Source organism: Chryseobacterium sp. ZHDP1 (assembly GCF_018603435.1).
In the GTDB taxonomy this organism is placed as follows: domain Bacteria; phylum Bacteroidota; class Bacteroidia; order Flavobacteriales; family Weeksellaceae; genus Chryseobacterium; species Chryseobacterium indicum.
The window spans coordinates 4,399,562-4,420,600 of the sequence record NZ_CP075682.1; the positions used below are offsets into that span (position 1 = coordinate 4,399,562).

Sequence of the window (21,039 nt, forward strand, 5' to 3'; positions counted from 1 at the left end):
CTAACAGGGAAGACTTTATTCTGCGAATCAAATCTGCTCAATTTTTAACTGTAGTGAAGAATGATATAAATAGAATATTTAAAGATTTAGAAAATGAAGACATATAATTTTGGTATAGTAGGCCTGGGTGTGATGGGCCGAAATTTATTGCTCAATATGGCGGATCATGGATTTGCTGTGGCTGGGCTGGATATGGATCAGGAGAAGGCAGGTTCATTGCAGAATGAAGCACAGAAAGACCATCAGATTTTTGCAACCGTTGATCCGGAATCCTTTGTTAAATCTCTGGAAAGTCCGAGAGCAATAATGCTCCTTGTTCCTGCGGGTTCTGCTGTTGACGGGGCAATAGGAACTTTACTTCCCTTGCTGGATGAGGGCGATATAATAATCGATGGGGGCAATACCTATTTTTCTGATACCGACAGGAGGTATCAGGAACTTTCGTCAAAGGGAATCCACTTTTTTGGTATGGGAATCTCAGGTGGTGAGAGCGGGGCCAGAAGGGGGCCGAGTATGATGCCCGGAGGTGATAAGGTAGCTTATGAGCGATTACGCCCCATTTTTGAAGCAATTGCTGCAAAAGTTGATGATGCACCATGCGTTGAATTTTTGGGTAACGGCTCAGCGGGCAACTATGTGAAGATGGTTCATAACGGTATAGAATATGGAATTATGCAGCTTATTGCAGAGACCTATGATATAATGAAGAATGTCTATCATCTGGAGCATGAAGTGATACAGGAATCATTTGAACAGTGGAACAGGGAAGAACTGAATTCATTTCTCATTGAAATTACCGGAGCTATTCTAAAGCGAAAAGAAGAGAATACTTTCCTGGTGGATCTGATTTCAGACTGGGCTAAATCCAAAGGGACAGGTAAATGGACATCTCAAAATGCAATGGATCTTCAGGTGCCCGTACCTGTGATCGACGCTGCTGTGAATATGCGGGACATGTCCAAATATAAATTGGAAAGGATTCAGGCATCGAAGCTGCTGACCTGGCAAAATACGTCAAAAGTTGATCCTGTTGATCTGGAACATCTGAAGGCCGGTCTTTATTTCGCGATTATTAGCACATACGCACAGGGGCTTGCCCAGCTTAGGATGGCATCTGATACCTATGGTTATGGATTGAATCTGGAGACCGTGTGTAAAATCTGGCGTGGGGGCTGTATCATCCGTGCGACACTTCTGGAAGACTTCCGAAAGGCGTTCGCTTTACAGCCGGATCTTGCAAATATTCTACTTGACAGGGAGATTGCTGCCAAGTTAAATGCATCACAGGCAGGTATCCGGTCCATCATTCGGGATGCCATTCAGAATGGTACACCTGTTTCGGCATGGATGAATGCACTGTCATATTTCGATTCTTACCGTGCAGAAAATTTGCCTACGAACCTTATTCAGGCACAACGGGATTTTTTTGGAGCGCATACTTATGAAAGAACTGATAAGGAAGGCGTATTCCATACCCGTTGGGAATCTTAAAATTAAATAAAATGAAAAATAATGATAAAAAGCCAACCTCGATCGTAGTTTTTGGGGCAACAGGAGATTTGGCGAAAAGAAAATTATTTCCTGCATTTTTCAATCTGTTCCTGGAGGGTTGGTTGCCCGAGGAATTTGAAGTTCTTTCACTGGGAAGAACGGAACAGACACAGGAAGAATTCAGGAATTATATCCTTGAAAATATCAGGACATTTTCAAGAATCCAAAAATTCTCCCAGGAACAATGGAATAATTTCAGTGAGAAAATTAAATTTATCAGATTTGATATAACACAGGAGGAATCTTTTATCCGGTTGAAAAATGAACTTGATACCATTGATGTAAACTTGGGGATCAGATCCAACCGTCTGTTTTACCTTTCGGTGGCACCCAGTTTTATTGAAACGGTATCGAATAGCTTAAAAAATGCAGGTCTGACCGAGAATGTTGATCAGGACAGGATGATCATTGAAAAACCTTTTGGGTATGATAAGGCTTCGGCCGTAGCGCTCAATAAGCTCCTTTCGCAGACTTTTAAGGAGGAGCAGATCTACCGGATCGATCATTACCTTGGAAAGGAGAATGTACAGAATATCCTGGCTTTCCGTTTTGGAAATACCATTTTTGAACCATTGTGGAATAATAATTATATCGATTCTGTACAGATTACCGTTGCGGAGACTGTCGGCGTTGAAGACCGGGGCGGATACTATGATGGGTCAGGGGCTCTCCGTGATATGATCCAGAACCATTTGATGCAGATTCTCTGCATGATTGCCATGGAAGCTCCCGCTGCATTTGAATCGTCAGAGATCAGGGACCGTAAAGTAGACGTGCTCAAAAGTGTCAGAAGGATCAACCTTGAGGATATCGGACATTATACGGTAAGAGCACAGTATACCGAGGGAGAGATTGACGGTAAAAAGAAATCTGGCTATTTGGAAGAACCCGGAGTGAATCCAAAGTCAAATACGGAAACATATGTTGCGATGAAGTTTTACATTGACAATGAACGCTGGCGCGGGGTACCGTTCTATATGCGGACGGGTAAGCGCATGCAGGAAAAAAAATCTTCCATCGTGATCAGTTTCAAAGACGTCCCGTGCACGACATTTCGAGATGATCTGAATATGCTGTTCCCCAATAAACTGGTGATCAATATCCAGCCAGAAATGGACGTCAGGCTGTCGTTCATGACCAAAAAACCAGGTCTGGACATGAAGCTGAAACCGGCTGAAATGGTATTCGACTATTTTGAATGTTCATCGGAAACTCCTGAAGCTTATGAAACCTTACTCCTGGATGCTCTTGACGGGGATTCTACTCTTTTTATGCGTTCGGATCAGGTGGAGGAGGCCTGGGATGTTATCTCCAATATTCAGACCGCCTGGGAAAGCGGAAATTCGCCAAAGATGGACACGTATGCTGCTGGAAGTGCGGGGCCTGCAGCTGCGGATGATTTATTGAAGAGACAGGGGCATCACTGGTTATCTACTTCTGCCGAAAAATTTAAAAAGGAACAAGATGCTTAATATATTTGCGACCACAGAAGAAATTTTCAAAGAAGCTGCAGCGGTTTTTATCAGTTCTGCAAATGAAGCGATTATGCAGAAAGGATATTTTGCCGTTGCACTGACGGGCGGATCTTCACCGGAAGGCCTGTATAGGTTACTATCGGAAGATCAGTATAAAAACCAGATCGACTGGACCAAAGTACTGATCTTCTGGGGAGATGAAAGGTGGGTGCCACTTGACAATGACCTGAGCAATGCCAGGATGTCCTATGAGCAGCTCTTGGACAGAGTGCCTGTTCGGCCGGTCAATGTCTTTCCCATGTACCGGGACGGTATAACAGCAGAGGATTTCGCTGCTGTATATAATGTATTATTAAAAGAAATGCTGGGAAGTGATGGCAGAATGGATCTCATCCTTCTTGGAATGGGACAAGATGGGCATACTGCCTCGTTGTTTCCGGGAACCGTGGCGCTGGATGAAACAGAAAATTGGGTCACTGCGTATTATCTGGAACAGCAGCAGATGTACAGGATTACACTGACGGCCCCTTTTCTTAACAGGGCACGAAAACTGCTCGTGATCGCTTTTGGAAAAACGAAGGCAGAAGCTCTCAAAGAGGTTATCGAGGGGCCTTATAACCCCAGAATATACCCGGCACAATTGCTTGCGCCATCTCAGGGAGAATTATTATTTTTGGTAGACAAAAAAGCAGCAAAATATTTGCACAGCAATATTTAATATAAAAAATAAATATGATCACACATCATCTGAAAGATATTCAGCATAATTCTGAAAGGGCAATCACGCCCTTTCATATTTTTGAATTGGACAGGAATGCACTGGAGGAATATAGGGAACCGCATACAAAAGACCATTTTTGTCTATTATTTGTTAAAAAAGGCAAAATGAAAATGCAGGTGGAGGACCGCCGGTACGATGTGACCGAAAATAACATCTGTGTTATATTTCCTGGACAGCTATCATCAAAAGAACAGATCAGCAGTAACTTTGAGGGCAAGATGATCCTGTTTGATGAAGTGCTGTTCTGTTCGGATATCCTTAAAAATGAGCTGAGTATTTACAATCACAACATTTCTGTCAAACTCAATCATATTGAACTGCCCGTAGCGGAGACCAAGGAAGTAGAGTTGCTGTTGGATCAGATAGAAAAATTATACCATGATCTGACATCGGTAAAGAAAGAACAGGCACGGTTTTACATCAAGATAACGTTACTTAAACTGGTCGAGTTTGTCCACACAAAGTGGGACAAGAATAAGCTGACCAATGAAAATACGAAACTCTATGGGAAATTTTTAGAATTACTGGAGCGGCATTACAAGACAGAGCGTACAGTAAGCTGGTATGCGGAAAAATTGCTGATTTCACCAAAAAAATTAAATGAGATCACCAAGAAAACCGCAGGACTTACCTCGATCGAAACCATCCACGCAAGGATCATGAATGAGATCAAGCAATTGTTGCTGCTCTCCAGCTATTCCCATAAGGAAATTGCTTTCGAACTTGGCTTCAACTCACCTGCTGCACTCAACAAGTTTGTTAAGGCTAAGCTTGATGAAACACCGACGGACCTGCAGCAGCAATTGGCGCAAATGTATAAGACATAGGTATAAGTTGGTTGCGTGACCGCCGGAGAATTGAGCTAGGTTTGTAACATAAATCTTAAACATATGTTACCAACGGTTAATTTAAAAAATACAGAGGCTTTTCAGAAGCTTACGGCACATTTCCAGATAATAGAAGATGTGCAGATCCGCAATTTATTTATAGAAGATCCCCATCGGTTCTCCACGTTTTCAGTGCAATGGGGTGATATACTGTTTGACTATTCAAAAAACAGAATTACAGAAGAGACGCTGAACCTTTTGCTGGATCTGGCAAAAGAGGTGAAACTAGACCAGGCGATTGATAAAATGTTCGCTGGAGATAAGATCAATGCAACGGAGGGCAGGCCTGTTCTGCATACAGCACTGCGCCAGCCAAAAAATGCGGTAGTTACTGTTGATGGAGTGAATATCATACCCCAGGTTCATGAAGTACTGGGCCAGATGAAAAATTTCACACAGGAAGTACTTTCGGGAAGCTGGACCGGATATACGGGAAAGTCGATAACTGATGTTGTCAATATTGGGATCGGTGGGTCAGATCTCGGCCCCGTCATGGTAACGGAGGCTTTAAAAGCATATAAAACGCCTCTGAATCTACATTTTGTATCGAATGTCGATGGTACGCACATTTCTGAGGTCTTTAAGTATGTGAATCCTGAAACCACACTTTTTCTTATTGCTTCCAAAACATTTACCACCCAGGAAACCATGGCCAATGCCCATAGTGCGCGTTCTTGGCTACTTGAGGCCGGAGCTGAAATAAAAGATATCGAAAAACATTTTGTTGCGCTGAGTACGAATGAAGCTGAGGTGGAAAGGTTCGGAATCAATACGCGCAATATGTTTGTGTTCTGGGACTGGGTAGGGGGAAGATATTCATTATGGTCCTCAATAGGACTGTCTATCAGTCTTGGAATAGGATATGATAATTTCCAGGCGTTATTGGAGGGTGCCCATGAGGCCGACGAGCATTTTCAGCATATTCCCTTTGAAAAGAATATTCCCGTAATCATGGCTCTTTTGGGGATCTGGTATATCAATTTTTATGGTGCTGAGACCTTGGGTATTTTTTCGTATGACCAATACCTGCACCGTTTTGCTGCCTATTTTCAACAGGGGGATATGGAGAGCAATGGTAAATATATCGACCGTAACGGTCATATTGTTGATTATCAGACAGGACCTATAGTCTGGGGCGAACCTGGCACCAATGGACAGCATGCGTTTTATCAGTTACTTCATCAGGGGACGAAGCTGATACCTTCGGATTTCATCGCGCCGGCTCAGAGTTTAAATCCACTGGGAGAACATCATAAAATACTATTGTCCAATTTTTTTGCTCAGACCGAAGCACTGATGAACGGAAAATCAGCGGAGGAAGTGATAACCGAATTGCAGGGATCAGGAAAATCGGCTGATGAAATCGAGCAGCAGCGTAAATACAAGGTATTTCAGGGAAACCGTCCGACAAATTCATTTTTGCTGAAAAAGATAACGCCAAAATCATTGGGTAAACTGATCGCTCTTTATGAACATAAAATTTTTGTGCAAGGGGTCATCTGGAACATTTTCAGCTTTGATCAATGGGGCGTAGAACTTGGTAAACAATTAGCTAATGCTATCTTACCTGAACTTCAGGAGGATCACCAGGTTCAGGGCCACGACTCATCTACCAATGGGTTGATCAATCAATATAAGTCCTGGCGCTGATTCAGGATAGGTTTTACTCCAAGTATAAAAAGCAGAAGTTTATTACTTCTGCTTTTTATACTTAATACAGTACCAAATATGCTGTATGTCAGTGATTAAATGTATAACTATGAATGTTGTGTTCCGTATGAAGTATTTGATTTTCAATAGTATAATGGTAGTTGTCTGCCTTTTTGTTTTAATTTCAGTTGTTTATTCATAAGGGAGCAAATGTATATCATATAATATTCAATGTATAACATCAGCCTCTGTCATTGCAGTAATTTTGTATAAGAAATTTAAAATAAAAATATGAGCAAGTTATTTGTTGCCAGCGAAGTATTTCACGGAGCTGGAAGTTTATCAGAATTAAAGAACCTTTCAGGAAAGAAAGCGATCATTGTAACTGGTGGACAATCAATGAAAAGAAGTGGGACCTTAGATAGAGCACTTTCCTATTTAAACGAAGCAGGACTTGAAACTGCTGTTTTTGACGGTGTTGAAGAAGATCCGTCTTCGGAAACAAGTCTTAAGGGAGCTGCAGTGATGCGTGATTTTGAACCGGACTGGATTGTTGGTCTTGGGGGCTGTTCTGCAATCGATGCGGCAAAAATGATGTGGGTCTTCTATGAATATCCCGATGCCGATTTTGAGGCAATGACAAAACCTTTCACTGTTCCGACATTACGCCAGAAGGCTAAATTTGTAGCGATTCCTTCTACAAGTGGTACAGGAACAGAAACAACAGGTCTGGCGGTTATCACTGATAGAGAAAAAGGGGTGAAGTATCCGATCGTTTCTTACGAGTTAACTCCGGATATTGCAATTGTAGATGGAGAAATATGTGCTTCAATGCCGGCTCACATCACATCAAATACGGGTCTGGATGCTTTGACACATTGTGTGGAAGCCTATGTGTCGAATATTGAAGACAACTATGCAGATGTACTGGCAAAAGGAGGTCTGGAAATTGTTTTTCAGAATCTGGAAGAAGCGGTGAATAATCCGGGCAATATCAAGGCCCGTCAAAACATGCACGATGCTTCATTTATGGGAGGTTTAGCTTTTAATAATGCGTGGTTGGGTATTGTACACTCATTATCGCATCAAGTTGGCGCCCTTTATGGTATTCCCCATGGTGCAGCCAACGCGATATTCCTTCCAAATGTGATCCGTTACAATCAGACAGCAACAAGCAGATACCCTGATCTGGCCAAAATTGTTGGCAGGACATCAGCAGAGGAGCTGGCTCAGGAAATAGAGAAACTTAGAGCGTCTGTCAATAACATAGGTTCACTGAAAGCATTCGGTATTTCCCGTGAAGACTGGGAGAAAAATCTGGATTTCATCAGCAAAAATGCTTTAGAAGATCCATGTACAGGTTTCAATCCGCGTAAACCGACTTTACAGGACTTAAAAGATCTTTACAATGCTTCTTTTGAAGGCGATATCTATCAGAATTAAACAAGTTTGATAAAGAAAGTGGTTTACCCTTTAATTTAGGGTGGATCACTTTCCTCCGTTTGGTATTTTGGAGCTATATTTATTTAATTGGAATCGGAAATTCTTATTTTGAATTGTATAGTAATAATAATGTTAAATAGAAAGTCCCATGATTATAAACCGCAGAGTTCCATTTAAATTTCTATTAAATGAAATTAAGGTACAATTGTTTACAGTTGCCCTTCTGGGGGTTACTTTTGGTCTATTACCATATTATTTACCAGATTATGCGCCGGATATTTCCATTCAGATAGCGACAACTTTGGGTATTGCGATCTCGATTCTGTTATCGTATAAAATCAACCAGTCCTATAACCGGTGGTGGGAAGCCCGTACCATTTGGGGAGCAATCGTAAATGACAGCCGTTCTCTGATCCTGCAGCTCCAGCTTTATGTGAAAACTGAAAACCTAGATGTGGCTAAAATTTCAAATTATCAGATTGGCTGGTGCAGAGCCTTAGAAAGATCATTGAGGCGGCAGGATATTTGGTCTGTTCTGGAAGATTTGCTCAACGAAGAGGAAATTAAAAAGCTCCGAGAACATTCGAATGTTCCCCTTGCGATCAGTCAATTACAGAATGGATGCTTGAAAAAACTTTATGATGAGAACCTGCTGAATGAATTTGCTCTGCTTCAGATAGAAAAAACATTAAATGATCTGGTAGCATCTATGGGGAGGGCAGAGCGGATTAAGAATACCGTTTTTCCCCCCACATTTGGACAGATATTGCATGCCGCCATCTATTTGTTTGCCGTTTTTCTGAGTCTGTCATCCTCGTTCCACTTAAACATTGTGCTGCAGGTTGTCATTCTTATTTCGGTTTCGATGATGTTTTTTTTCTTGGAAATGCTAGCGCATAGGCTTCAGGATCCTTTCAGCAACAGCCCTACGGATACGCCTATGACCGCACTTTCACGAACGATAGAGATCAATATCCGTCAACTATTAAATGAGAAGGAAATCCCAGATCCGATTGAGCCACAGGGATTTTATCTTATGTAACCTTAAAGCATTATTTTATGAAAATTTTTGGTAAAAATACAGAAGGCTCTAATAAGAGAGGCCTTTCAGATCAAAGTCCAAGCGAACAGAATTTCGAGGGTTTTGTACGTGTCAGGGGAGCCAAGGAACACAATCTAAAAGATGTTGATGTCGATATTCCGAGAAATAAACTTGTCGTGTTTACGGGGATATCGGGTTCGGGTAAATCTTCTCTTGCATTTGGTACGATCTATGCGGAAGCACAGCGAAGATATCTGGAATCAGTATCACCCTATGCAAGACGTTTATTTAATCAAATGAATGTTCCGGAAGTCAGTGCCATTCATGGACTGCCCCCGGCTGTTGCCCTGCAACAGAGCAGGGGAGGAACTACCGTCCGCTCTACAGTGGGAAGTGTAACGACTATCTCCAATTTATTGAGGATGTTATATTCCCGGGCAGGGGATTACCCGCCCAAGCAGTCTATCATCTATGCAGAAGGATTTTCTCCAAATACGCCGGAAGGAGCATGTCCTGTATGCCATGGTATCGGACGCATCTACGATGTCACAGAAAAATCGATGGTACCGGATGATTCCCTGACAATACGTGAACGGGCTGTAGCTGCCTGGCCATCGGCTTGGCAAGGGCAAAATCTCCGGGAGATTTTGATGACTTTAGGATTTGATGTCGATAAGCCGTGGAAGGATCTGCCGAAAAAAGACCGGGACTGGATACTGTTTACCGATGAAACACCGACAGTACCCGTGTATTCAGGGCTGTCTGCAGCGCAGGTACAGCGGGCGGTGAAAATGAAATTGCCGCCAAGCTATATGGGAACTTTTACCGGTGCCAAACGCTATGTTCTGCAAACATTTGCAAATACCAACAGTCAGATGATGAAGAGGCGGGTATCACAGTATATGCTGAATACGGAATGTTCGGAATGTCACGGAAAGAGATTAAAAAAAGAATCTTTGGCTGTAAAATTTGAGGGATTCGACATCGCTGATCTATCCAATCAGTCGTTATCTCATTTGATGGCCATTTTTACCCCATATGCGGAGGGTAGATTTTTATCTAAAGATAAGGATAAACATCCCGAGAAAGCTATCGTTGCCCAAAATATTGCGATCGATCTCGTTGCACGGCTAAAAATCATGATTGATCTCGGTCTGGGGTATCTTTCGCTGGAGCGGAGCACGCCAAGTATTTCCCCCGGCGAGTTACAGCGGTTAAGGCTGGCGACACAGGTACACTCAAATCTGTTTGGCGTAATTTACGTTCTGGATGAACCCTCTGCGGGTCTTCATCCTGCAGATACAGAAGCCTTGTTGGCTGTTTTGATAAAATTGAAAGATGCAGGCAATTCAATGTTTATTGTAGAGCATGAGGTGGACATTATCCGACATTGTGACTGGGTTGTGGATGTTGGGCCACAGGCGGGAGCCAATGGCGGGGAAATATTATATAGCGGTCCTCTGGAAGGACTACAATCTGTAGAACGGTCGGTAACCCGTCATTATATTGATCCGGTTCCTGTTACCAAAGAGGTTGTCAGGACAGCTGAACACTGGCTGCGTGCGAGCAATGTCACCAGAAATAATATCCAAAACTTGGACGTTTCAATTCCCTTAGGCGTTCTGACCAGTATTACTGGTACTTCAGGGTCAGGTAAAAGCAGTCTGGTAAGTCAGGCACTGGTAGACCTGATATCGGATTATTTGGGGCAGGATATGGAGGAAAGCAGTGATGAACAGCCTGAACTATCACAGGAAACCAATATTCAAACTTCAGGCGTTATCACAGCCGGCATGGAACACATCAAACGACTGGTACGAGTTGACCAAAAGCCAATCGGCAGAACACCACGTTCAAATCTGGCAACTTATACGGGGTTGTTTGACAGGGTAAGGCAATTATTTGCTGAAACTGAGCTAGCCAAAAAAAGGAAGTATGATGTGGGACGTTTTTCTTTTAATGTAGCCAAGGGACGATGTGCACACTGCAAAGGAGAAGGATTTGTTATGGTAGAACTGTTATTCCTTCCCAGTGTCTATACACCATGTCCGACCTGTAAGGGAACCCGGTATAATGACAAAACACTGGAAGTAAAGTATGACGATAAAAATATTGCCGAAGTTTTGGACATGACTGTTGATCAGGCCTGGGATTTTTTCAGCAGCGACAGGTCTTTAAGGCAAAGTCTTGAAGTCCTCAGACAGGTCGGTTTGGGTTATATACGTCTTGGACAGCCAGCCACAGAATTATCCGGGGGAGAAGCACAGCGTATCAAATTGGCATCGGAACTGCAGCGTACGCAAAAAGGGAAAACCTTGTACGTTTTGGACGAACCAACGACAGGACTGCATCCGTCTGATGTGGAAAAGTTGATAGGTCAGCTGAACTTTTTGGTTGATGCCGGAAATACGGTGATTACGGTTGAACATGATATGCATGTTGTGGCTTCCAGTGACTGGGTTATAGATCTGGGACCCGGTGCGGGTAAAGATGGTGGAAAGATTATTGCTGAAGGAGCTCCCAGGGATGTAGCTAAGAATAAGCAAAGCAAAACAGCTAAATATTTGGCTGCCTATGTTTAAAAAATGAAAATTAAAGGACGCGAGGTCCGCTATTAACAAAATAAATATGTCGTATGAATACAGACTTAATTGGACTCATTGCAGGTGTCTTAACTTCATTTGCAATGATGCCCCAATTGATAAAGGTGATAAGAACAAGAAATGCGGATGACATTTCAATCTTAACACTTATTGTTTTACTTTCAGGCCTTTCCCTCTGGGTCTGGTATGGAATCATGAAAGCAGATTGGCAGATCATCTTATCGAATGCCTTTGCCGTTCTGGTTAATTTATCCCTATTGGCTTTCTGTATTATTTCCAGAAAATGATTTAACAGGTGCAGATCCGAAATGTATGGCATTCTGCTATCAAATCTGGCGGCTACAAAAATTGAGATTAAGTAAATATATAAAGACTTAAGTATGAAATCTTATCGGATAATTCCCGTAAATTTAAGCGACAGTTCTAAATTGGATTCCAGACTGGAGCACCGGAGGACTTTTAATCTTCCGAACTGTGAGCTCAACATATTTGAAACATTTCATAAAAGTGACAATGTAATACTTTCTTATAGTGGTGGATTGGTGGTTTCAAGTATGATGAGAGGTAAAAAAGTGATGTCTGTGGATGGTCAGGAGGCATTTGACTTTTTGCCCGGTCAAAGTGTGATCCTTCCTGACGGATTAACCATGAATGTAGGTTTTCCAGACGCAGATGAAAATCGTCCCGTGCAATGTATCACTCTGACACTGGACTGGGATACTGTTCACAAAAATCTTGACTATCTAAATGAGAGATATTCAAATCATCAGGCACCTTTTGAATGGAAACTTGATTTTTCGCATCAGCATTTCGAGAATAGCATGGAGCTGGTAACAAGTCTCAATAAACTTGTTAACCTTAGTATGGAGGAAGGTTTTGCAAAAGAGGCAATTGCGGATCTATCTCTTAAAGTGCTTCTATTGAGGCTTCTTCAGACCCAGAACCGTTTGTCAGTGAACAGCAATCAACCAATGTATGACAATCGAATTCAACCGGCGATCAATTACGTGCATAAGCACCTTACGGAAAAAATAACTGTTGAAAAATTGGCAAGAGAATGCTGTTTGAGCCAATCATCTTTTTATCAATATTTTAAAAGTATACTGGGCATAACTCCTTTGGAATTTGTTCTGCGCACGCGCATAGACCATGCAAAAAAAATAATGGCTGACAGTTCCGTTACTGTGACTGAAGCCTGTTACGCATCAGGTTTTAATAATGTGAATCATTTCATTAAAATTTTTAAAAGGCTTGAGGGACTTTCTCCGGGCCAATATAGACACTGATTAAAGCAACGTGCGCGTTAAATAGGTATGTAATTGGTTAAGCTGAGAAATTAAAAAAAGGTGGGACATTTATTCGATGTTCCACCTTTACTTTTTATTTTCGCTCTACGTGAGTTTACGAGCGGTTTTTTATCATGCCATGTGGATCGATAATAAACTTTTTGCTTGAACCATCCGAAAAGTCTTTATAGGCTTGTGGTGCTTCGTCAAGACTGATAACCTGCGGGTTCATGATCGTTTTCATCGAGATACGGCCCCATAGAATGGCCTGCATAATTTGATAGTTGTAACGTCCAATTGGAGCCATTCCCGTTTGAATATGCAATGACTTAAGCCAACCTTTTCCCCAGTCGACAGTCAGTTTTCCGTGTTTGGCGTTCTCATCACGTCCTCCTGGGTCAGAAGGAGTATAGATACCTGGAATCCCTATACCTCCGCTTGCGCGAACAACATCGAAAAGATCATTGATAACTGCGTTGGGATTTTCTTTTTTGTAGTCTTCATCACCATGTCCATGTGCCTCATAACCTACGGCATCCACACCGGCATCCACTTCCGGTACACCGAGAATCTGTTCGATCTGTTCTGCTACGCTGGCATCAAGGGTAAGATCAACAGTTTCCATTCCCGCCTGTTTGACAAGTTCCAACCGCTCCTTGTTCATATCTCCCACAATAACGCAGGAAGCTCCAAGAAGCTTTGCTGATTCTGCAGCACAGCGTCCCACTGGTCCAGCACCTGCAATATAAACAGTAGATCCTGTTGTAACACCAGCAGCATAAGCGCCATGATATCCTGTTGGGAGAATGTCAGATACTAATGTGAGATCTAAAATCTTTTCCAGTGCTTGTTCTTTATCAGGAAACTTAAGGAGCTGAAAGTCAGCATAGGGGATAAGACAATATTCAGATTGGCCACCTAACCAGCCTCCCAGGTCAAACCCATAAGCGCCAACAGGAGCATCCGGATTAACGGTCTCGCAGACGTCGGTATTTCCATTTTTACAGTTTCTGCACCGACCGCAGGAAACGTTGAAAGGCACTGAAACGATGTCACCTACCTTTATGAATTCTACGTCTTTTCCAATTTCAACTACTTCGCCTGTGATTTCATGACCCAATACGTGTCCCACAGGTACTGAGAAACGTCCCCTAAAAATGTGCTGGTCACTGCCACAAATATTTGTGGAGACCACTTTAATAATTACCGCATGATGAATGTCCTTTCCCTTGGGGTTCTGGAATGTGGGATAGGCAATTTCATTTACTTCTAAGTTCCATGGGCCTTTGTAGACCACTCCTCTGTTACTAGCCATAATGTTTTATTTTGATGGTTTATAAATGTTTGTATTCCCTCATTCTGTGAGGATTATATATTAAAATTAAGCAATATTTGGTCTGGTAAAACATCTTGAACTCAGTAACGGAGAATGCTTATTCTAATATCAAGGATCGTTCTATTGTGCTGTGATCCAATTATGATGAGAATAGTAGAAACGTTGCTTTTTAAAGCACTTATAATTTATGGAACGAGACCCATTTTTTGTAAGATTTTAGTATAGCATTTATCCAGTAATGTTTGGGAATAATGACTTACCAGAATTTTATTTTTGGGATAAACCAAATGTGTAATGAATACTAAACGCGAATAAGTAAGATATGAATCAGTAAAAGAAATTACTGGAATCATTTTCAAAAAAATGCATAACCGCCAGCTTCTAAAGCCTGACGGTTTTTTTGTTTCCCGGTACTCACATTAGGAAAACAACGGCAAACTTAGTACGTCTGATACCACCCGCCCCCAAATCCGATCCTATCTGCGACACCTTTGTTTCCAAGCCCGTAAAGGCGGGTATTACAAATTTAAAATGTAATGAAACATGAAAAAATCAAGACAAAAAATTCTGCTGGCGTTGCTGTTTATTTCGCTTATCAGCAATGGGGCTTTTGGGCAAGGAAATGGCGCTGCAGGTATTCAGGAGGCAACGCAGATGGTTACAAGCTATTTTGATCCAGCAACAAAGCTGATTTATGCTATCGGTGCTGTGGTCGGACTGATCGGCGGCGTGAAAGTGTACAACAAATTCAGTTCGGGTGATCCTGACACTTCAAAGACAGCGGCGAGCTGGTTCGGTGCCTGTATATTCCTTATCGTAGCAGCGACCATCTTAAGATCATTTTTCCTTTAGGCTAACCCTCTTAAATTTTTTCAATTATGGCAAATAATAAGATGGTCACGCCATTGACCTATTATGGCGGAAAGCAACAGCTGGCCAAGATCATTATTCCGCTTATTCCACCCCATTATACCTACGTAGAGCCGTTTGTGGGAGGAGGCGCAATTTTTTGGTCGAAACCGAGATCTGAGGTTGAGGTGATCAACGATTACAACCGTGAGCTGATCAACTTCTATGAGATGGTGAAAAATCAGTTTGTTGAACTGGAAAAAATGATAAGGATCACACTACACAGCAGATCGCTCCATAGTGATGCGCTTGTGATCTATAATAATCCCCATCTCTTTGACAGATTACAACGGGCCTGGACAGTCTGGGTTTTATGTAACCAGTCTTTCAGCGCAAAGATCGGCGATTCATGGGGTTACGATGTACGGGATCAGACTTCTTCCAAAAGATTGAGCAATAAGCGTGCGTCATTCTGTGAAGATTATGCAATACGCCTTCAAAATGTTCAGATTGAAAATACGGATGCAATTAGGATCATCAATTCACGCGATCACGAAAAGGCTTTTCACTACTGTGATCCGCCTTATTTTAACAGTGACTGCGGTCATTACGATGGGTATAGCAAACATGATTTTGAATCTCTGCTATTGTGTCTATCCCATGCGAAAGGAAAGTTTCTTTTGAGCAGTTACCCGAGTGATATCCTTAACAAATTCAGCCGCGATCTTGACTGGCACACTGTCAAAATGCAGAAAGAGGTGCTGGTCGATAAACATTCGGGAAAAGTACCCAAGAAAAAGATCGAAGTGCTGACCGCCAACTATGACCTGGATATCGTGCAGGGAACGCTAAACTTTAAATCATACTGAAATGAGAACCTGGAATATCAATAAGGGTATCGGCTGTACAGTTGAATTTAAAGGGTTGAAAGCGCAGTATCTTTTCGGATTTGCCGGAGGATTGTTATTGGTCCTGATCCTGGTTATGGTGCTGTACATGGCTGACGTAAATATGTATATCTGCCTTTCGGTCGGCTGTATTTCTGCATCGCTGATTGTTTGGAAAACTTTCAGTCTGAACAACAAGTACGGTGAACATGGGCTGATGAAGCTAGGTGCGAAAAGAAAGCATCCACAATTTATCATCACCCGTAAACCTGTCCAATCTTACCTTAAATACCCAGTTGCAAAAGGTGAGAAAATCCAAAATTTTAACACTAAATCTTATAGGCTATCATGAGAAATATCTCTAAAACAACTACGTTAGAAAGCCGTTTTCCTCTCCTGGCAATTGAGAACGATTGTATTATATCGAAAGAAGGAGACCTTACCGTGTGTTTCCGTGTAAGGCTACCGGAAATTTTTACGGTGGGCACGGATGTGTATGAATCCATTCATTCCTCATGGAGTAAAGCGATCAAGACTTTGCCTGATTATAGTATCCTGCACAAACAGGACTGGTATTTAAAGGAGAACTATCAGCCAGATCTTGAAAAAAGTGAACATAGTTTTTTGTCGCATTCTTTCCAGCTGCATTTTAATGAGCGACCGTTTCTGAATCACTACTGTTATATTTTCCTGACGAAAACAACAAAGGCACGGATGCAGTCCCAGAGCAATTTTAGCAGCTTGTGCAAGGGCAATCTTGTTCCAAAAGAAATAAGGGATAAAGAAGGAATGCGGCGTTTCCTGGAATCGGTAAGCCAGTTCCAGCGTATCATCAATGACAGTGGTCATATAACAATGGATCAGCTGAGTGAAGCTGAAATATTGGGGAGCGAAGGGAAAACCGGAATCCTTGAACAGTATTTTACACTGTCACGTGATGCCAACCCCGTTCTGCAGGATATGGCTCTGGGAGCAGAGGAACTTAGGATCGGAAGTAAGAGGATGGTACTTCATAGCTTATCCAGTACAGACGATCTTCCGGGAGCTGTTTCTGACTGCAATCGCTATGATAGGCTTTCCACAGATCGCAGTGACTGCATGTTGTCTTTTGCCAGTCCTGTGGGACTGATGCTCAGTTGCGACCATATCTATAACCAGTACCTGTTCATCGATAATAGTTCTGAAAACCTTAAGAAATTTGAGAAGTCCGCCAGAAATATGCACTCATTGGCACGTTATAGCCGGGCGAACCAGATCAATAAAGAATGGATAGAGCGTTATCTGAATGAAGCACACTCCCACGGTTCACCATCGATCAGGGCCCATTATAATGTATTTGCGTGGAGTGAAGACCGAAATGATCTGCGTAACCTGAAAAATGATGTCGGGAGTGCACTTGCTCTTATGGAATGTAAACCCCGTCATAACACAGTAGATGCCGCCACTCTATATTGGGCGGGAATTCCGGGCAATGCCGGTGATTTTCCAGCCGAAGAATCCTTTTACACTTTCATCGAACCGGCACTGTGTTTTTTTACGCAGGAGACCAACTATCAGGATTCACTTTCTCCTTTTGGGATCAAGCTTGCGGACAGACTGACTGGCAAACCTGTGCATTTGGATATCAGTGACCTTCCCATGAAAAAGGGGATTATCACGAATAGAAACCGTTTCATTTTAGGGCCATCTGGGGGTTGGCGGGCTATTCTTAATTGAGTAGCCCGCCAACCCACCCAAAAATGGAAGTGGAAAATCATTCTTCACCAATCATATGGTGAGACAGTATTATGAGCAGGGAACTCATGTACTATTAGTCGATACAGGTAATTCTTATCAGGGTCTTTGCGAACTGATCAAAGGTAAGACTAAGGGAAAAGACGGGATTTATTTCACCTATACCGAGGAAAACCCGATCTCATTCAATCCTTTTTTTACCGAAGATAATGTCTTCGATATCGAGAAAAGAGAAAGTATCAAGACCTTGATCCTCACATTATGGAAAAGGGACGACGAAGCTCCCAAACGTAGTGAGGAAGTGGCACTGTCCAATGCAGTCGCAGGATATATCGAAAGAATTAAGAATAGTTCTGAAAGACCTTGTTTCAATGCTTTCTACGAATATATCAAGGGGGACTACAAAAAGATTCTGCAGGACAAAGAAGTTCGGGAGAAAGATTTTGATCTGGCGAACTTTTTAAATGTGCTGGAACCCTATTACAAAGGTGGTGAATACGATTACTTGCTAAACTCAGAAAAAGAGCTCGATTTGCTTAATAAGAGATTTATTGTCTTTGAAATTGATGCAATCAAAGATCACAAAATACTGTTTCCTGTGGTTACGATCATCATTATGGAGGTCTTTATCAATAAGATGCGTCGGTTAAAAGGTATCCGTAAGATGATACTCATAGAGGAGGCTTGGAAGGCAATTGCTAAAGAGGGGATGGCAGAATATTTAAAATATTTGTTTAAAACCGTCAGAAAATTTTTCGGTGAGGCGATTGTGGTCACGCAGGAAGTAGACGACATCATACAATCTCCCATAGTCAAAGAAACAATCATCAACAACAGTGACTGCAAGATCCTGCTCGACCAGCGGAAATACGCCAATAAATTTGACGAGATCCAGAATATGCTCGGGCTTACAGAACGGGAAAAATCGCAGATACTTTCGATCAATCAGGACAATGATCCGAACCGCAAATATAAGGAAGTATGGATAGGACTTGGAGGAACGCATTCAGCGGTCTACGCGACAGAAGTGAGCGAGCAGGAGTATCTGGCATACACCACGGAGGAATCGGAGAAAATGGAAGTGATGGATCTAGCGCATGAAATGGGCGGGGATGTTGAAGCCGCCATAAAAAAAATCTCACTGAAAAAGATCAAAGGGTTAACGCCCGGCGATCATCCCAATAATTAAACAATCTTAAAAATTTAGAAAAATGAAAAATTTATTAATGACCGTGTTTATGGTAATGGCAATTACCATAACACAAAAAGTAAAAGCACAATGGGTCGTAACTGATCCGGGCAATCTGATCTCAGGTGTTCTGAACAGCGCCAATGAGATTGTACAAACCTCAAATACTGTAAGTAATGTGGTGAAGAATTTTAACGAAGTCAAAAAAGTCTATGAACAAGGCAAAGAGTATTATGACAAATTGAAGGCCGTCAACAACCTGGTGAAAGATGCGAGAAAAGTGCAACAGACCGTCCTTTTGGTCGGGGATGTCAGTAATCTTTATGTCAATAATTTTTCCCGTATGCTGAACGACAAAAACTTCTCTGCAGCGGAACTTGTAGCAATTGGAAATGGGTATTCATCGCTGCTGAATGAGAGTACAGAACTGCTCAAGGAACTGAAGCAGATCGTAAGTTCCAGCAGCCTTTCACTGAATGATAAGGAGCGTATGGAGATTATAGACCGTGTCTACAAGGAGGTAAAGGAGTACCATAGCCTGGTAAGATATTTTACGAACAAAAATATCTCTGTCAGTATCCTGCGTGCTAAAAAGCAGAATGACACCAAGCGTGTCATGGACTTATATGGTACAGCTAATCAAAAATATTGGTAATAAATTCTTACGGTTATGGAATTTAATAATTTACATGAGATCCTTCGGGGTCTCTATGATGAAATGATCCCGATGTCGGAAACGATGGCAGTTGTCGCAAAAGGAGTTGCGGGTCTGGGAGCTCTGTTTTATGTGGCGTTAAAGGTCTGGCAGGCACTGAGCCGGGCGGAAGCTATTGACGTTTTTCCCTTACTGAGACCTTTTGCAATAGGCATCTGCATCATGTTTTTCCCGACGATAGTATTGGGGACAATTAACGGTGTACTTAGCCCAATTGTTAAGGGTACACACTCTATGCTGGAAGGACAGGTTCTGGATCTAAACACTTTGCAACAGCAAAAAGATGTACTGGAAAAGGAAGCGATGTTGCGGAATCCCGCAACGGCCTATCTGGTCTCGGACGAGGAATTCGACAAAAAGCTTGATGATCTGGGTTGGTCTTTTGAAGACATTGCAACGATGATGAATATGTACAGGGATCAGGCGGTTTATAATATAAAGCAGGAAATCAAGCAGCAGTTGCGCGAATTACTGGAACTTTTATTTCAGGCGGCGGCACTTGTAGTGGATACGATCCGTACATTTTTTTTAATTGTTCTTTCGATACTCGGACCCATTGCTTTTGCTATTTCTGTGTGGGATGGTTTTCAGAGTACGCTCAACCAATGGCTTACACGGTACATAAGTGTATATCTGTGGCTTCCGGTTGCTGATCTTTTCAGCGCAATGCTGGCGAAAATAAATGCCATGAGCGTCCAGCGGGATATAGAGCTCTTAAGTGATCCCTCATTTGTGCCCGATCCTGAAAATAGCGTTTATCTGATTTTTATGATCATAGGAATTGTTGGATACTTTACCATTCCAACTGTTACCAGCTGGATCATTCAGGCTGGCGGTGCAGGAAACTTTACCCGCAATGTCAGTCAGGCTGCGATGCGTACAGGAAATGTTGGCGCTGCCGCTGCCGGAGCTGCAGTGGGGAATATCGGGGGTGAACTGTTGGATAATAAGAGCAATGGACAGGGACAAAAAAGCAATTGATTATGGAATTCAAAACATTAAGAAATATTGAAAACAGTTTCAAGCAGATCAGGCTATACGCGATTGTCTTTGCAATATTGTGTTTAGCGGTAGCAGCTTTTGCTGTATGGAAATCATATTCCTTTGCATCGGTACAACGGGAGAAAATTTATGTTCTTGATCAGGGAAAATCGCTAATGCTGGCACTCTCACAGGATGCAAGCATAAACCGCCCCGTTGAGGCACGTGAGCATGTCAGGAGGTTCCATGAGCTTTTTTTTACGCTGGCACCAGATAAAGCTGCGATTGAAAGCAATATGAAACGGGCGTTCGACCTGGCGGATAAAAGTGCTTTTGATTATTATCGTGACCTTTCTGAAAAGGGGTATTATAACAGGATTATCTCAGGGAACATTCAGCAAAGAGTTGAAGTGGACAGTGTGGTCTGTGATTTTAATACTTATCCTTATTCTGTCACCACCTACGCCAAGCAGTTTATCATCCGGTCCAGTAATCTTACCCGAAGGAGCCTTGTCACATCATGCAATCTGCTCAATAGCGTCCGGTCAGACAGCAATCCACAGGGCTTCCAGATTTTAAAATTTTCAGTCCTTTCCAATAAGGATGAGGAAGTGATAGAGCGGTAGAGAA

Annotated in this window: 17 protein-coding genes and 1 pseudogene; 17 read left to right on the forward strand and 1 reads right to left on the reverse strand. The window is 42.3% G+C overall.

Annotated features, from left to right (window positions below; genetic code table 11):
* Nucleotides 1-93 precede the first annotated feature (93 nt).
* From gndA to KKI44_RS20365, 10 genes are all read left to right on the forward strand, one after another.
* On the forward strand, nucleotides 94-1,491 hold the full coding sequence (gene gndA / locus KKI44_RS20320) for an NADP-dependent phosphogluconate dehydrogenase (protein ID WP_214588893.1): 1,398 nt from the start codon (nucleotides 94-96) through the stop codon (nucleotides 1,489-1,491).
* A gap of 11 nt (nucleotides 1,492-1,502) precedes the next feature.
* Nucleotides 1,503-3,023, forward strand: coding sequence for a glucose-6-phosphate dehydrogenase (gene zwf / locus KKI44_RS20325; protein ID WP_214588894.1), 1,521 nt, complete (start codon nucleotides 1,503-1,505; stop codon nucleotides 3,021-3,023).
* The gene (pgl, locus tag KKI44_RS20330; RefSeq protein ID WP_214588895.1) at nucleotides 3,016-3,744 is read left to right on the forward strand and encodes a 6-phosphogluconolactonase; all 729 of its coding nucleotides are present in this window, start codon (nucleotides 3,016-3,018) and stop codon (nucleotides 3,742-3,744) included. The genes zwf and pgl overlap by 8 nt, the downstream gene beginning before the upstream one ends.
* 14 nt (nucleotides 3,745-3,758) lie before the next feature.
* On the forward strand, nucleotides 3,759-4,634 hold the full coding sequence (locus tag KKI44_RS20335; RefSeq protein WP_061084744.1) for an AraC family transcriptional regulator: 876 nt from the start codon (nucleotides 3,759-3,761) through the stop codon (nucleotides 4,632-4,634).
* A 63-nt stretch (nucleotides 4,635-4,697) separates the two neighbouring features.
* On the forward strand, nucleotides 4,698-6,344 hold the full coding sequence (gene pgi, locus KKI44_RS20340; RefSeq protein ID WP_214588896.1) for a glucose-6-phosphate isomerase: 1,647 nt from the start codon (nucleotides 4,698-4,700) through the stop codon (nucleotides 6,342-6,344).
* 291 nt (nucleotides 6,345-6,635) lie between these two features.
* Nucleotides 6,636-7,787, forward strand: a complete 1,152-nt coding sequence (locus KKI44_RS20345; RefSeq protein WP_061084742.1) for an iron-containing alcohol dehydrogenase — start codon at nucleotides 6,636-6,638, stop codon at nucleotides 7,785-7,787.
* A 148-nt stretch (nucleotides 7,788-7,935) separates the two neighbouring features.
* The gene (locus KKI44_RS20350) at nucleotides 7,936-8,829 is read left to right on the forward strand and encodes a bestrophin family protein (protein WP_214588897.1); all 894 of its coding nucleotides are present in this window, start codon (nucleotides 7,936-7,938) and stop codon (nucleotides 8,827-8,829) included.
* 17 nt (nucleotides 8,830-8,846) lie between these two features.
* The gene (uvrA, locus tag KKI44_RS20355; RefSeq protein WP_214588898.1) at nucleotides 8,847-11,411 is read left to right on the forward strand and encodes an excinuclease ABC subunit UvrA; all 2,565 of its coding nucleotides are present in this window, start codon (nucleotides 8,847-8,849) and stop codon (nucleotides 11,409-11,411) included.
* Between the two features lie 53 nt (nucleotides 11,412-11,464).
* The gene (locus KKI44_RS20360) at nucleotides 11,465-11,719 is read left to right on the forward strand and encodes a SemiSWEET transporter (RefSeq protein ID WP_214588899.1); all 255 of its coding nucleotides are present in this window, start codon (nucleotides 11,465-11,467) and stop codon (nucleotides 11,717-11,719) included.
* A 93-nt stretch (nucleotides 11,720-11,812) separates the two neighbouring features.
* A complete protein-coding gene (locus KKI44_RS20365; RefSeq protein WP_214588900.1) occupies nucleotides 11,813-12,718 on the forward strand; it encodes a helix-turn-helix domain-containing protein in 906 nt (301 codons plus the stop codon).
* A gap of 115 nt (nucleotides 12,719-12,833) precedes the next feature.
* Here the strand turns inward: KKI44_RS20365 and KKI44_RS20370 are convergent, their stop codons facing one another.
* Nucleotides 12,834-14,033, reverse strand: coding sequence for an alcohol dehydrogenase catalytic domain-containing protein (locus KKI44_RS20370; protein ID WP_214588901.1), 1,200 nt, complete (start codon nucleotides 14,031-14,033; stop codon nucleotides 12,834-12,836).
* A gap of 564 nt (nucleotides 14,034-14,597) precedes the next feature.
* Between KKI44_RS20370 and KKI44_RS20375 the strand changes: the two genes are divergently transcribed.
* The 7 genes and pseudogenes from KKI44_RS20375 (at nucleotide 14,598) to traK (ending at nucleotide 21,035) form a co-directional block, all read left to right on the forward strand.
* Nucleotides 14,598-14,906 (forward strand): DUF4134 domain-containing protein, encoded by a 309-nt coding sequence (locus KKI44_RS20375; RefSeq protein ID WP_214588902.1) that lies wholly within the window; start codon nucleotides 14,598-14,600, stop codon nucleotides 14,904-14,906.
* A gap of 26 nt (nucleotides 14,907-14,932) precedes the next feature.
* Nucleotides 14,933-15,772, forward strand: coding sequence for a DNA adenine methylase (locus tag KKI44_RS20380; protein WP_214588903.1), 840 nt, complete (start codon nucleotides 14,933-14,935; stop codon nucleotides 15,770-15,772).
* Between the two features lies 1 nt (nucleotide 15,773).
* A complete protein-coding gene (locus KKI44_RS20385; RefSeq protein WP_214588904.1) occupies nucleotides 15,774-16,142 on the forward strand; it encodes a DUF4133 domain-containing protein in 369 nt (122 codons plus the stop codon).
* A pseudogene (locus KKI44_RS20390) lies at nucleotides 16,139-18,713 on the forward strand (TraG family conjugative transposon ATPase). Before KKI44_RS20385 ends, KKI44_RS20390 begins: the two are co-directional and overlap by 4 nt.
* 22 nt (nucleotides 18,714-18,735) lie before the next feature.
* The gene (locus KKI44_RS20395) at nucleotides 18,736-19,368 is read left to right on the forward strand and encodes a DUF4141 domain-containing protein (RefSeq protein ID WP_002981476.1); all 633 of its coding nucleotides are present in this window, start codon (nucleotides 18,736-18,738) and stop codon (nucleotides 19,366-19,368) included.
* A gap of 15 nt (nucleotides 19,369-19,383) precedes the next feature.
* A complete protein-coding gene (traJ, locus tag KKI44_RS20400; RefSeq protein WP_214588905.1) occupies nucleotides 19,384-20,409 on the forward strand; it encodes a conjugative transposon protein TraJ in 1,026 nt (341 codons plus the stop codon).
* A gap of 2 nt (nucleotides 20,410-20,411) precedes the next feature.
* Complete coding sequence (traK, locus tag KKI44_RS20405; protein ID WP_214588906.1) at nucleotides 20,412-21,035, forward strand: conjugative transposon protein TraK; 624 nt, start codon at nucleotides 20,412-20,414, stop codon at nucleotides 21,033-21,035.
* The last annotated feature ends 4 nt before the right edge of the window (nucleotides 21,036-21,039 follow it).